Raw genomic sequence first — 13586 nt, forward strand, 5'->3', positions numbered from 1 at the left:
GAAGTTGCTGGACGTCCCGTCGGGGGCGAGGATGCTGGTGCGGTTGCCGCGCTCGTCGAACGTCTGGCGCCATGTCGTCCCGTCCGGGCCGGTCAGCACTTCGGGAAGGTGTTGATTGTCGTAGCCGGCTGATGTCTGGCGGCCGTCCGGAAACTGGATGGTCGTCAGGTTGCCGTTGTCGTCCCATGTGAATCGGGCAGTGTGGCCGAGTTGGTCGGTGCGTGATAGCAGGTGATCCCAGCGGTCCCATTCGAAGCGGACGGTGTGGCCGAGGGGATCCCTCTCGGCGACGACCTGGCCGAGTTCGTTGAAATGGGTTGTCGTGACCGCGCCGGTGGAGTCGGTGAAGCTCGTGGTGCGGTTGGCGGTGTCGTAGGAGAAACGGGACGAGAGCGCGCCATCCGGGCCGATGGTCTGCGTGACTCGGCCTGCCGCGTCGTACACGTACTGGTAGGTGTGGCCATTGCGGTCGGTCCAGGAGGTGACGCGCCCTGCGCCGTCGTAGGTGAACCGGAGCGGAGAACCGGAGGAGTGGGTGATCGCGTCCAGGTTGCGGTCGCTGTCGTAGCCGTAGGAGGTGACTTGGACGGGACCTTCGGGGGTATGCAGCGCGAGTGCGGTGATCCGGCCGAGGCCGGGGTCGCTCGTGGCCAGGATGCGGTAGCCGCCTTCGTGGAGGACTGTGGTCGGCAGTCCTTCCTCGTCTCGGCTGATCTGGATGGCGTTCCCGTTGCGGTCCTCGATCTCACGCAGCCAATGAAGGCCGCCTGAGTGATAGGGGTTGCCGGTGAAGCGCCGGATCGTGCCGGAGCGCGTGTCGTTGACCGCGTAGGTGATGTCTCCCAGAGCCGTTTGCTCGACATAGGTGAGGGGGAGCCTCTCGCCCTCCACGGGCCAGACCTGTTCTTCCGTGCCCCGGGGAAGGCTTGGGTAGACGAGCAGTGAGCCGTCTTCCCGAGCCCACACCGCGCCGTTGCCGGTCACCTCAAGGCGCTCGTCGAGGGTGGATGCCCAGCTTCCGCCGAAGCAGTGACCGTAGCGATAGGTGGAGATGTGCGTACGGCGCAGCACCACGGGCAGCACGCCGGGCAGGCAGAGGTCGGTCTGGGAGAGGACCATCTCGCCGCTGACCACGTCGACGGGGTCAGTCTTGCAGCGGCGGCTGAAGAGGGCTATCGCTTTCTCCCGAGCACGACTCAGTACCTCCCGTAGCGATGTGGGGCGTCTCCGCTGCCGGTGGTCTGTGCGACTTCCTTGAGGGGCGAGAGGCCCGCCGCGTCCGCTGTCATTGCCGTCGTCGTTGTTCTTGCGTTCCCGGGCGAGGCGTTCGCGGGTGTCGTCGTCGTTGTTCTTGTGGTCGGTGGATATCTGTTTCACGGCCTTGGGCAGGGTCTTGCCGACGTGGTCGCCCATGGTCTTGGCCGACTTGACCAGCGCGCCCATGGCCTTCTCGATCACCGGGTCCAGCGCGTCGGCGATGTCGTCGCGGCCCTTGTTCCGCCCCTGGGCCGTCTTCGCCTTCGACAGCTTGCCCGCGGTCTTGCCGTGGATCCCGACGCTGACGCCGTTCAGCTTGGTGCCGGCGTTGTCGTGCTCGTCGTGCTCGATGTGGAACCCCGGGCCCTTCCCGCCGCCGGGGCCACCACCGGCGGAAGCCAGGTTCATCCCGTCCTTGCCGGCCTGCTTCGTCTGGTTCAGGTCCACACCGTCCTGGACCCCCAAGGCGTCCATGCTCACCTGGACCACCAGGTCCGCGGCCATGTTCTCCAAAGCCGCCACCGCGGGCTCGGTCATCACCGCGACGATGTGGCCGACCGCCTCTTCCATCGCGCCCGTGATGAGCTTCAGCAGCTGCTTCTTGGTGAGCGCGATCGCTCCGGCACCGAGCAGCGCCGACAGGCCACCGGTCACCGGGATCAGCGCCATGGCGAGGCCGGTCTGCCCGGCCAGGACGCCCAGCTCCGCGACCGCCTTCCACTTCATGGCCTCGATCGCCCCGGCCGCCATGTCCAGCGCACCGGCGATGGTCCGGGCCGCGGACACGATGTCCTTCAGATGCTTGCCCTTGACCTTGCCCCAGTGCTCGTTCAGCGCGTCCAGCGCCTCGCCATGCCCTGACGAAAGCAAACGCTCCATATGGTTGTTGGCCAGCTGACCGTCATCGGCGAGATCATCTGCGAACTCCCGCAGCGCGTCCGCCATCTCCCGATAGGCGTCCTCGTCGACGTTGGGCCAGTCCACCCCCACCAGATCCAACAGCGTGTCAGCCCAGTCCGGCACCGTGACAGCCATGAACCCACTCCCCCGCGTCACTTATCAAACAAGCCGATAGTCGTACCACGCGTCGATCTTGGTGGCTAATCAGCAGATGCAAATTGAGACGCGGCGTGACTGTGAGCGGGTTCAGTGCCGAAGCAGTCGCTGAGGTTGCGACAGGGCCTTGTGCTGAGTTGCATCTGCCCCGGAGATCTGGCCCCCTTCTGGGGCAGGCGGGGTGGTGAACTCCGCGGCATCGGTGGACGTGCAGTTGCCTCAGCCGGAGGAGGCGGGCGCGCCGATGAGTTTTCCCGCGACCGGCGGTCTTAGATCATGCGGGTACCCGCAGAAACTGCCGAGAGCCGGCCACGAGACACCGAGGAACCTCCCATGCGTACGCTGATCAGTTCCGCCTTCATCTCCCTCGACGGCGTCATGGAGGCTCCGGGCGGCGAGCCCGGCTACCGCAACTCCGGCTGGACCTTCAAGGACGTCGACTTCCTCCCCGAGGCCTTCGAGATCAAGGACCGTGAGCAGAGGGAAGCCACCGCGATTCTGCTGGGCCGGACCAGCTACGAGGCGTTCAGCCCGGTCTGGCCCGACATGGAGGACTTCGCCGACTACAAGGTGATGCCGAAGTACGTCGTCTCCACCACCATGACCGAGGCCGACCTGGTGACGAACTGGGGCGAGACCACGATCCTGCGCTCGCTCGACGAGGTCGCCGCCCTGAAGGAGACCGAAGGCGGCCCGATCATCGTCCACGGCAGCGCCACCCTCAACCACGGCCTCTCGGACGCGGGCCTGATCGACCGCTACCACCTGCTCGTCTTCCCGCTCCTGCTGGGCGCGGGCAAGCGCCTCTTCAGCGCGACGGACAAGGACACCCAGAAGCTGAAGCTGGTCGAGCACGAGGCCTACGCCAACGGCCTGCAGATGAACATCTTCGACGTCAACCACTGACGCCGGACGCGCAGCGTCCGCCGACGTGCGGCCGCCCGGCCGTGCAACGGCTACGCCAGGTGTTCTGCCGTAGCGCGTGAGCCGTACGCGCACATCGGTGACTAGATGACGGGTGGCCGGCCCAGCCTGGTGAGGCGTCCGACCGTCCGCCAGCTCATCGGGCGCCGAGGACCGCCGGACGTCCGGATGCCCTCGGCGAATCCGCCGAACCAGGCCCGCAGGCCGGCCAGGGACCTGGTGCGGGCCACGGTCAGCGCCACCCACACGCCGAGGTAGACGGGAAGGAGCGGGGCGGGCAGGTGCCGCTTGGCCAGCCAGACCCGGTTCCGGGCGGTCATGCGGTAGTAGACCGCGTGCCGGGCCGGGGAGGTCTTGGGGTGCTGGAGGACGAGCTGCGGCTCGTACAGGACGTCCCAGCCGTGGTCGATCGCCCGCCAGGCCAGGTCGGTCTCCTCATGGGTGAAGAAGAAGGGGTCCGGCCAGCCCCCGGTCTTCTCCAGCATCGGCATCGACAGCGCATGACCGCCGCCCAGGAAGGTCGTCACCAGGCCGCGCCGCATCGGATCCTTCGCCCGCAGGCGGGGCACATGGCGGCGCTGGGTGGCGCCGGTCTCGTCCGCGATCCGGAAGGAGACGATACCCAGGCGGTCGTCGGCCTCGTACAGGTCCGCGATCCGGCGGAACACATCGGCTTCGACGAGCAGGCCGTCGTCGTCCAGATCCACCAGGACATCCACGTCCCCGAAGTCCCGCAGTCGACGCCAGGCGACGTTCCGGCCACCGGACACGCCCAGATTCTCCGACAGCTCCACCACGATCACGCCGTCCGGCAGGCCCGCCAGCGCCGTGCCGTTGCCGACCACCACGATCCGTGTCGCGGGCTCTTCCTGCCTGGCCACGGATTCCAGCAGGGCCAACAACTCCGGCATCCGGTCGCCCATGGTCAGCACGGCGACACCTACACGCGGCCGAGCCACGACCATCACCACTTCCCTCATTCGGCAACAGGAGAACGGCGAGCGTACCGCCGCCGCATCCCCCCGCCGTCGCCTCCGCCGGCTGGCCCTCCCCGGCGGAACCCGCGGGGCCGGAACCGTCCTCGTAGCCCTCTGCCTGGAGCCTGTCGTCGGCTGCTTCCTGCCGCGCGTGGCCGTCCGGCTCCCCGCCCCCGTCGCCCCCGGCAGGCTTGATCACGTACGACGTGCCGACCGCGCCCGCCCTGTCGCCACGGCGACCACAGCCACCCCGAACAGCGCCACGAACACCGGCAGCGCCGCCGCCGCGAACGCATGCTGGGCCGTCCAGCCCGCGACCATCAGGAGCCACACCGCGCATGCCGTCGTCCGCTCGCCCGCGCCGAGTGCCCGCAGGGCCACTGCGACCAGGCCCAGGCACAAGACCTGGAGGGCGAGCGGCAGGGCTCGCAGGACGCCCGCGGGGGAGTCCAGGCCCGCCGCCTCGGCCAGGAAGGCGGCGAGTGGGCCGGTCAGGGGGCCCGAGGCCGGGTCGGGGCGGATGCCCAGGAGGAGGGGGGCGGTGTGCAGAGCCAGGAAGGTCACCAGCAGTACGGCGGAGACCAGCACCGGGCGTACCCGCTGGAGCGAGACGGCCGCGCTGTGGACGACGATCAGCAGGATCCCGGCGGTGAGCGTGATCGGGGGCAGCGCCTCATGGAGCTGGACGCCGGACAGGTGTCGCTCGGACAGGTCCTGCGCCCGGGACAGCGGGATCCAGAACAGCCCCGCCGACAGCGCGAGCAGCAGCCACAGCCAGCTGGTCAGCCGGCCCTCGTCGCTGTCGGCCTCCGCGCGGCCGGTGGAACGCGGCGGTTCGGGGACGTACACCGGAATGCCGAACGCGGGCGTCGCCGTGTCGTGCGCCCCGCGCAGATACGCGGTCTGGCGGGCCCAGTCGGTGCCGTAGATCTCCTCGGAGGACGCGGCGCGGCCCTCGGCGGCCCGGCGCGCCCAGCTCGTGCCGTACTCGGACGCCGCACCCTTGCGGGGGCGGCGCCGCCGCGGCTCCCGCCCGGCGAGCGCGGCGCGCAGCCCCGGCGCCGACACCGCCGCCATCAGCGTCATCGAGGCGAGCATGGCCAGGCCCGCGCCGGAGATGCCGTGCGGACCGAGCAGGACGGTGGCGCTGCCCAGGACCAGCAGGCACATGGCGCCCTGGAGGACGGCGAGCATGCCCGTACGGCCCTGGACGCGCAGCACCCCGATGTACAGCTCCACGGCGACCCGGGGCAGCGCGGCCGCGGCGAGCAGCCGCAGCACCATCGTGCCGTGCTCGGCGTAGTCGGCGCCGAAGGGCGCGAGGATCTGCGGTGCGAAGACGATCAGGACGGCGACGACGGGGACGAGCAGCAGCGCCATCCGGCGCAGCGCGCCACGCACGCCCTGGGCCAGACTGTCGGGGCTGTGGGAGGCGTGCGCGGTCAAGGAGGAGGCCATGTTGATGGCCATGAACTCCATCGTGCCGCCGACGGTGTACGCGGTGTAGAAGAAGGCGTTGTGGGCGGCGTCGAAGCGGACGGCCACCATCACCGGCAGCAGGTTGATCATCGCCAGGCTGAAGAGCGCGCCGACCGAGTCCCCGGCCATGAAGCGGCCGATCTCCCGCATCGCGGGCGGTTCGCGGTCGTGGTCCGCGCGCGCCTGCCGCGGGATGAGCCGGCGGAACACCAGCCAGGCCAGCGGCAGCACGGACAGCGCGATCGCCGCCGACCAGGACACGAAGACGCCGAGAACGGGCAGGGCGGTGGCGCACGCGACGAGCAGCAGCAGCTTCCCGACGGAGAAGACTGCGTTGCCGACGGGCACCCAGATGGCCCGGCGCAGCCCGGTCAGGACGCCGTCCTGCAGCGTGAGCAGCGCCCAGCCGACGCAGGACGCGGTGAAGAACAGCCCCGCGCTCAGCGTGCCGAGCGGCGCGTACGAAGGCCCCCACAGGTCGATCGTGAGCAGGAAGGCGCCGCAGGCCAGGGCCACCACGACGGAGCTGACCAGGTAGATCCGGCGCACCAGCGACCCGGTGGCGCGCCCGGCCCGGGGTACGTACCGTACGACCGCGCCGATCATCGTGGTCGCCGTGATCGAGGCGAGCAGCCGCTGCGCGGCGATGGCGGCGGAGCCCTGCCCTACGGCCTCCTCGCTGTAGTAGCGGGCGGCGACCAGCCAGAAGCCGAGGCCGAGCGCCGCGGAGACGCCGGTGGACAGCATGAGCGCGTAGGCGTTGCGGAACATGGACTCGCTGCCGCCGTGCGCGTCCCGCGCCTCGGGCGCTTGCGGTGCCATGGTGGGTCTCTCCGGCTCGGCGCCGTCCCCGGCGTCCGGCTCGCGCAGCCGGACGGTCTCAGCCACCGTCCGGGCCCTGGGGCGTCGCGGGCTCGGCGCCGGAGGCGCGCAGGACCTCGATGACCTCCTCCGCGCGGCGCGGATCCACCGGCAGGGCGTGCCGGGCGAACCAGCGGGCCGCCTCGGGGGCGGGCGACGGTTCGGTGAAGGCGGCCGCGTAGTCGTCGAGCGGCGGATCGTAGAGGTAACCGGTGGTGATACGGCGGCCACCGAGCGCGGCGATCGCTGCGTCCCGGTCGGCGACCAGGAGCGGCACCCGGAACAGCGGCTGTACGGGGCCGGGGCCCGGCGCGCCCCAGGGGCTGTCCAGGAGCGTCGCCGTGCCGGCCCGGTGGGCGGCGAGGGTGGTGTCCAGCCGGTCCAGGAGCCGGGTGGTGCGGCGGATCCGGCCGCGGCCGGGTGCGAGGCGGTAGTCGTGCATGTCGACGCGGACCCAGGAGTGGAAGGGGGCGAGGCCGGGGGCGGCCGTCACCGCCTGCCTGAGCTCTCCGGGGCGCAGCGGCATCCGGATCTCGGCGCGCTCCTCCATCCCGAGCAGCCGCATCGTGGCGCGTGCGGCCCGTACCAGCCGCAGGCCGCGGACCGTGGCCTCGGCGTATGGCCGTACGAGATAGGCGAGTTCGGCCGAGAGCCGGGCCGGGTGGAGCAACTCGTCCCGGGCGGCGGCCAGTTCGGTGCGGAGCGCCGGGTCGGCGAAGGCGAGGAAGCCCCCGGTCTTGGCACCGGTGTGCTTGGAGAGGCTGAAGACGGCCGCGTCGCCGTGGGCGCCGACGGGCCGGTCACCGCTCTCGCTGCCGACGGCGTGGGCGGCGTCCTCCAAGAGCGGGATGCCGAGCCGGTCGCAGTGGGCCCGCAGGCTCGGCGCCGGGTCGGGGTTCCCGTACAGATTGGTGGTGAGGACGGCGGACAGGCCCTGCCAGACGGATTCGGGCACCGCCGCGGTGTCGATGGAGCCGTCGCGCGCGTTCAGCGGGGCCTGCACCGGGCGCAGCCCCGCGGCGAGCACCACGAAGAAGATGACGTCGTCGTTGACGGGTGACATCAGCACCCGTCCTCCGGGCGCGCACCAGTGGCGCAGCGCCAGATAGAGACCGAAGCGGCAGGAGGGAACGTACAGGCATTCCCTGCCGAGCCGGCCCCGCATCAGGTGTTCCAGTTCCGCGTACGCAGAAACCATCAGATTCCCCCCTGATCCCCGGGCTCAATGTGGCCCATTCCGGACTGCCCGTCAATAACGCGAAGGAGCCCGCCCCGGGTGCGGGACGGGCTCCTTCGCGTTGTCAACGGGCCGACGGCCCCGGAAGGCCGGGGGAGGAGACTCCTCCAGGTGGGGCTCACTCCTCCAGGGTCAGGCCCTTCCTGAGCCGGCCCAGGGTGCGGGAGAGCAGCCGCGAGACGTGCATCTGCGAGATGCCCAGCTCCTCGCCGATCTCGGACTGGGTCATCCCGGCGACGAAGCGCAGCGACAGGATCTGCCGGTCGCGCTGCGGCAGCGAGGCGATCATCGGCTTCAGCGACTCGATGTACTCGATGCCTTCGATGCCGTGGTCCTCGTAACCGATGCGGTCGGCGAGGGCCCCCTCGGAGTCGTCCTCCTCGGGCTGGGCGTCCAGCGAGCTCGCGGTGTAGGCGTTGCTGGCCGCCATGCCCTCGACGACCTCCTCGCGGGTGATCCCGAGCTTCTCGGCGAGCTCGCCGACGGTCGGCGCCCGGTCGAGCTTCTGCGCGAGCTCGTCCCCCGCCTTGGCGAGGTCGAGACGGAGCTCCTGGAGCCGGCGCGGCACACGTACGGACCACGAGGTGTCACGGAAGAAGCGCTTGATCTCGCCGACGATGGTCGGCATCGCGAACGTCGGGAACTCGACGCCGCGGCTGAGTTCGAAACGGTCGATGGCCTTGATGAGGCCGATCGTGCCGACCTGGATGATGTCCTCCATCGGCTCGCTGCGGGAGCGGAACCGAGTGGCCGCGAACTTCACCAGGGCCAGGTTGAGTTCGACGAGTGTGTTGCGGACGTACGCGTAGTCGTGCGTGCCCTCTTCGAGCCGTTCGAGGCGGGCGAAGAGCGTCTTCGACAGTGCCCGCGCGTCCAGCGGCTGCACTTCGTCGAACGGCGGGATCTCGGGGAGATCCGCAAGTTCGTCGGATACGGGCGGAGTTGCTGCCGACGGCGCGTAGGGGTGAGGGGTACGCGGGGCGTCGAGCCGGGGTGACATGGTCTCCTCCATCGTTCTCGGCATAAGGCCGCCGATGCCTTCCTTGCTGCGGTGTGTGCGGCGCCTCCGTAGCCGGCCGTGTTGGTTGCGTCCCTACTAGCCCTACCCGCTCGACATGGAGAGATGCAAGTGTAAATTGTCCGGATTGCCCATTGTGTGGTGCTGCACCGGTGCCAGGACGTGTGAAGAAGGCGTAGTGTTCTCCGGACGTCAACGAAGTCCACGATCATCGGCGAAGAGGGGCGTACATGGACCGCGGCACGGTCGGCAGCGCGAACCGGGGCCGGCTTCTGGTCGAGGTTCGCACGCAGGGAACGAGCGAGATCGTCACTCCGGTGGGTGAGCTCGATCACCACACCGCCGAACTGTTGCGTTCACCACTCGAAACGGCGCTCGCCGAGGGACGCTCACGCCTCGTCGTGGACTGTTCACGGCTCGAATTCTGCGACTCCACCGGGCTCAACGTCCTGCTCGCAGCCCGTCTGAAGGCCGAGGCCGACGGGGGCGGGGTCCATCTCGCCGCGATGGGGCCGGTGGTCGCCAGGGTCTTCGAGATCACCGGAGCGGAGGCGGTCTTCACCGTCCACGACTCGCTCGAAGCGGCACTCGCGGATTGACATCGCGGGTCACTGGGCACCCGCACTCCGAATCAAGTCGAGTCCTGATCAGTAATGGCGAACTGGTGAAGCGGTGAGGTGAAGCGCTGATGGACACTACCCGGGAGCACACGCCGAACGGCGCGGCCGACGGGCAGCTGCGCAGCCTCGCGCTGGGCGGTGCGAGCGGCATCGTTCCGCTGGCCCGGGACTTCACCCGGCAGGCGCTCCACGACTGGGGCTGGCTGCCGGCCGCCACCGCCGATCGCCGGGCCGCCGCCGAGGATGTCCTGCTCGTCGTCTCCGAACTCGTCACCAACGCCTGCCTGCACGCCGAGGGACCCGAAGAGCTGCGCGTCTCGTACACCGCCAAGGTGCTGCGGCTCGAAGTCACCGACCGGGGCGCCGGGCACCCCGCACCCCGCACCCCGCACCGCGCCGGCCGGCCCGGCGGCCACGGCATGTTCATCGTCCAACGGCTCTGCCTGGACTGGGGAGTTGTCCGTAAGCCCGGAGCTCCGGGCAAGACGGTGTGGGCGGAGCTCGCCGCTCCGGCCTAGCCACCGTCGTTCCGGAAGCGGCCCGCGGGACTCGTTGAAAGCACGCCAACAGGGCACGCTTCTTGTCTTCCTTCTACAAGACCCCAGGCGTACCTTGACGCCCAATCTGATGTGCCGTCAGTAACTACGGCGTTCAGTCACTGCGGCGTTCAGTCACTACGGACGCGTGAGGGGTGCTTGAGGTGGCGTACCGGAAGAGGACAGCTGCGGCCCTCGCGGCCGCAGCGGCGGGCTCGGTGGTACTGATGCCCGCCCCCGCGGCCCAGGCCGCCGTCGTCGACGTCAACTACGCCTGCGAGACGAAGATCGGCCCCAAGAGCGCGGTCTCGCCGGTCGACATCAAGGCCGTCAAGAGCGGCAGCGGCTACACGATCACCATGTCCTTCGACAAAGGCGTCTCCGACAGCCCCATCGAGCTGCCCAAAGGCGTCATGACCCCGCGCGCCGAGCTGGTCCTCGGCGGCGCCGACAAAGGCACCGTCAAGGTCAAAGGCGTCCCCAACGCCGCCGCGATCCCGCCCAACACCCCCATCAAAATCGGCCAGCTGACGGGTACGTACACCCCCAAGGGGACCGGCAAGGTCACCTTCACCGCCGGCACGCTCATCGTCCACGCACTCGGCATGGACGCGGCGACCTGCAAGCCCTCCAACAGCCCCAAGCCCTCCCTGGAGCTCGACGTCGTCAAGGCCGGCGGCACCGGCGGCTCGGGCGGCTCGTCCGGTACGGCGGGCGCCGTCGGCGAGCTGCCCAAGACCGGCCCGCTCGACTCCGCGGCGGCGCTCGGCACCCTCGGCGGCACGGTGCTGCTGACCGGCGCGGCCGGGGTGCTCTGGCTGACCCGGCGCGGCCCGCGCCGGGCGAACTGACCCACCAGGAGGGCGCATGCCCGCGCGAGCCGTCCCCACCCGCGCCGCCGCGCTGCTCTGCGCCGCCCTCGCGGGCTCCGCGGGCCTGGCGGCCGTCGCGCCGACGGCGACCGCGGCCGGGCCCGCCTGGACCGCCGCCCCCGAGACCGGGCAGGGCGGCACCCGACCGTACGTCTATCTGGAAGGCACCCCCGGCACCGTGCTCCAGGACCGGCTCACGCTCACCAACCCGGACACCCGCCCCCTGACCGTACGGCTCCGGGCCACCGCCTGGACCCGGCTCGCCGCGCAGACGGTCACCGTCCCGCCCCGCACCCGCGCCACGGTCCCGTTCGCCGTCACGGTCCCCGCGGACACGCCCCCCGGCGACCACCCCGGCACGCTCACCGCGAGCGCGGGCGGCCGCGCGGTCGACGTACGGCTCCAACTGCGGGTCCGCGGCCCAGCCTTGGCGGCCGTCGGCGTCGAGGACGTCCGTGTCGACACCGACTCCGCGACCATCCACTACACCCTGGTCAACCGCGGCAACACCGTCCTCGCCCCCCGGCTCGCCGTCCGCGCCGACGGCCTGTTCACCGCCCTGGACCGGCCCGCGCGCCCGCTGCCCCTGACCCTCCGCCCCGGCGAGCGCGTCGCCCGCACCGAGCCCTGGCCCGGCGCCCCCGCCCTGGACGCGGTCACCGTCCGGCTGACGGTCACGGCGTCCGGCGCGGCCGAGGCGCGGGCCGAGACCGGGGCGCTGTTCGCGACCTGGCTGGCGGTCGCGGGCACGGCCGCCGGACTCGGCGCGTCCGCGGCAGGGCTCACCCGGCTCACCCGGCTCGTACGCCGCGCACGGTACGTACGGAGCAATCGGCGGCGCCCGGAGCCGGTGGCAGCCGTCCCGCGGCAGGAACTGGTGACGGCGGGAGGAGCACGCGGATGAACCGGCCGACCGGAGCACGACTCCTGCGGGCGCTCCTGCTGCCCGTCCTGTTGCTGCCCGCGCTGCTGCTCCTGCCCGCCCCGGGCGCGTCCGCCGCCGACCCCGCACCCGCCGTGACCCTCTCCCAGCAGGAGGCGGGCAAGGGCGGCGAGATCACCGTCAGCGGCACCGGCTGGAAGCCGGGCGCCCTGCTGATGCTGCTGATCTGCGGTCAGGCCGAGCCCGGCAAGGGCGTCATCGGCGGCACCAACTCCTGCGCCAACGCGATGGGCCGGGCCGCCACCGTCGACGCCAAGGGCGCCTTCAGCCAGAAGATGCCGGTGGCCGAGCCGCCCAAGCCCTGCCCCTGCGCCGTCCACGTCGCCGGGGTCACCGGACAGCAGGACACCGTCGACGCCGCCTTCACCGTCGCCGGGCATCCCGTCGCCCCGCTGCCCCGCCCGTCGGACGGCGGTCGGCTCGCGGTCCTGGCGACCGTACGGCTCGAAGGCTCGTCCGGCCTGCTCGTCTGGTTCGGTGCCCCCGCCGCCCGCGAGATCGTCTTCACCGTCGGCAACCTCGGTACGACCCCGGTGAAGGACCCGGTCTTCCAGGTCGGCACCGCGCATGGCGTCTACGCGCCCCGCTGGGAGGAGCGGCAGTGGCGCGGCACCATCGAGCCGGGCAAGAAAGCTCTGGTCAAGCTGCCCGTGAAGCTGTCGGCCGGAGCCCACGGCGACTACCAGGTCTCCGTGAAGTACGCCGGGACCGTTCTGGTCGAGCAGCCCTGGGGAGTGGGGCGGCCGTGGGGCGTGACGCTCTTCTGGCTGCTGCTCGCGGTCGTCGTCCCGGCCGGGATCTTCCGTATCGGCATGGCGGCGGTGGACCGCGTACGGCCCCGCACCCCGCACCGCGGCGCCCCGCGCCACCGGACGGGCTCGCCCCGGCCTGCCGAACGGCCGGGCTCACCGGCCGCCACCGCACCGACCACGGCGCTGCCGTGGTTCACCCCTGACTCCGCACCGTCAGAGAACCGACCGACGACGAAGGGACATTCGTGAGCACGCAACGGAGGATGAGCGCGGCCGGAGTCGCGCTGATGCTCGGCGGCGCGGGGATGGTGCTGGCCGCGAGCCCCGCGCAGGCCGCCGAGGTCGCCTACAAGACCGAGTGCATACCGCCCGCGATCTCCGGTCTGCCGCCGGTGCAGGGCACCACCAAGGTGCTCATCACCGCACCGGCGGAGGCCAAGGTCGGCGACGAGGTCGAGGTGGTGTGGAAGACGGTCGAGGCCGCGTCCAAGAACCCCGACATCCTCGACCTGGAGAAGGACACGGTGAAGCCCACCGGTGTCGTCAAGGTCGGCGGCGCGGCGAGCGGCACCCTGGCCATGGAAGGGCCCCGGCAGAACCCGCCGATCCCGAAGAACAGCCCGATGAAGCTGCCCGACATGAAGGGCAAGCTGAAGCTGGAGAAGGCGGGCGAGATCACGCTGACGCCGGACAAGTACACGATCAACGTCTCGAAGCCGATGTCGACGGACACCAAGTGCACGCCGAAGGAGACGGTCGCCGTCGGCGCGACGATCAAGGTCACGGCCGGCGGCGGCTCCTCGGGTGGTACGACGACGTCCGGTGGCAGCAGCTCCGGCGGCACGACGACATCAGGCGGAAGTAGCTCGGGCGGCACGACGACGTCCGGCGGCAGCAGCTCCGGCGGCACGACGACATCAGGCGGAAGTAGCTCGGGCGGCACGACGACGTCCGGCGGCAGCTCGGGTGGTACGACCACGTCCGGCGGCAGCAGCTCCGGTGGCAGCGGCGGACAGACCGACTTCCCCGGCAAGGAGGTCGCGGTCCAGTTCTC

At 71.0% G+C, this 13586-nt stretch carries 10 protein-coding genes and 2 pseudogenes; 7 read left to right on the forward strand and 5 right to left on the reverse strand.

What is annotated here, in order from left to right; genetic code table 11:
• Nucleotides 1–6: 6 nt before the first annotated feature.
• Nucleotides 7–2292, reverse strand: a pseudogene (locus tag IEZ01_RS36265) (DUF6531 domain-containing protein); the annotation flags it as partial.
• Between the two features lie 354 nt (nt 2293–2646).
• On the opposite strand from IEZ01_RS36265, the gene IEZ01_RS15465 reads away from it, so the two are divergent.
• Nucleotides 2647–3219: a dihydrofolate reductase family protein gene (locus IEZ01_RS15465; RefSeq protein WP_019886899.1), complete on the forward strand. Its 573-nt coding sequence runs from the start codon at nt 2647–2649 to the stop codon at nt 3217–3219.
• A gap of 101 nt (nt 3220–3320) precedes the next feature.
• Here IEZ01_RS15465 and IEZ01_RS15470 read toward each other — a convergent pair whose 3' ends face one another.
• The 4 genes from IEZ01_RS15470 to IEZ01_RS15485 all read right to left on the reverse strand — a co-directional run bounded on the left by IEZ01_RS15470 (nt 3321) and on the right by IEZ01_RS15485 (nt 8803).
• Nucleotides 3321–4202, reverse strand: a complete 882-nt coding sequence (locus tag IEZ01_RS15470; RefSeq protein WP_019886898.1) for a glycosyltransferase family 2 protein — start codon at nt 4200–4202, stop codon at nt 3321–3323.
• 207 nt (nt 4203–4409) lie between these two features.
• The gene (locus tag IEZ01_RS15475) at nt 4410–6581 is read right to left on the reverse strand and encodes a lipopolysaccharide biosynthesis protein (RefSeq protein ID WP_189202141.1); all 2172 of its coding nucleotides are present in this window, start codon (nt 6579–6581) and stop codon (nt 4410–4412) included.
• Nucleotides 6574–7719, reverse strand: coding sequence for a DegT/DnrJ/EryC1/StrS family aminotransferase (locus IEZ01_RS15480; RefSeq protein WP_019886894.1), 1146 nt, complete (start codon nt 7717–7719; stop codon nt 6574–6576). The genes IEZ01_RS15475 and IEZ01_RS15480 overlap by 8 nt, the downstream gene beginning before the upstream one ends.
• 190 nt (nt 7720–7909) lie before the next feature.
• Nucleotides 7910–8803 (reverse strand): RNA polymerase sigma factor SigF, encoded by an 894-nt coding sequence (locus IEZ01_RS15485; protein ID WP_019886893.1) that lies wholly within the window; start codon nt 8801–8803, stop codon nt 7910–7912.
• Between the two features lie 236 nt (nt 8804–9039).
• Here IEZ01_RS15485 and IEZ01_RS15490 point away from each other — a divergent pair, with 236 nt between their 5' ends.
• The 6 genes and pseudogenes from IEZ01_RS15490 to IEZ01_RS34940 form a co-directional block, all read left to right on the forward strand.
• Nucleotides 9040–9408 carry an STAS domain-containing protein gene (locus tag IEZ01_RS15490; protein ID WP_019886892.1) on the forward strand — a complete coding sequence of 123 codons (369 nt, stop codon included), beginning with the start codon at nt 9040–9042 and terminating at the stop codon, nt 9406–9408.
• 89 nt (nt 9409–9497) lie between these two features.
• Nucleotides 9498–9947, forward strand: coding sequence for an ATP-binding protein (locus tag IEZ01_RS15495; RefSeq protein ID WP_019886890.1), 450 nt, complete (start codon nt 9498–9500; stop codon nt 9945–9947).
• Nucleotides 9948–10129: 182 nt separating this feature from the next.
• The gene (locus tag IEZ01_RS15500; protein ID WP_189202143.1) at nt 10130–10816 is read left to right on the forward strand and encodes a peptidase; all 687 of its coding nucleotides are present in this window, start codon (nt 10130–10132) and stop codon (nt 10814–10816) included.
• Between the two features lie 16 nt (nt 10817–10832).
• Nucleotides 10833–11741 carry a COG1470 family protein gene (locus IEZ01_RS15505; RefSeq protein WP_189202145.1) on the forward strand — a complete coding sequence of 303 codons (909 nt, stop codon included), beginning with the start codon at nt 10833–10835 and terminating at the stop codon, nt 11739–11741.
• Nucleotides 11738–12781, forward strand: coding sequence for a hypothetical protein (locus IEZ01_RS15510; protein WP_189202147.1), 1044 nt, complete (start codon nt 11738–11740; stop codon nt 12779–12781). Before IEZ01_RS15505 ends, IEZ01_RS15510 begins: the two co-directional genes overlap by 4 nt.
• A gap of 14 nt (nt 12782–12795) precedes the next feature.
• Nucleotides 12796–13586: pseudogene (locus IEZ01_RS34940) on the forward strand (hypothetical protein); the annotation flags it as partial.

It is taken from the genome of Streptomyces purpureus (assembly GCF_014648195.1).
Taxonomy (GTDB): domain Bacteria; phylum Actinomycetota; class Actinomycetes; order Streptomycetales; family Streptomycetaceae; genus Streptomyces; species Streptomyces purpureus.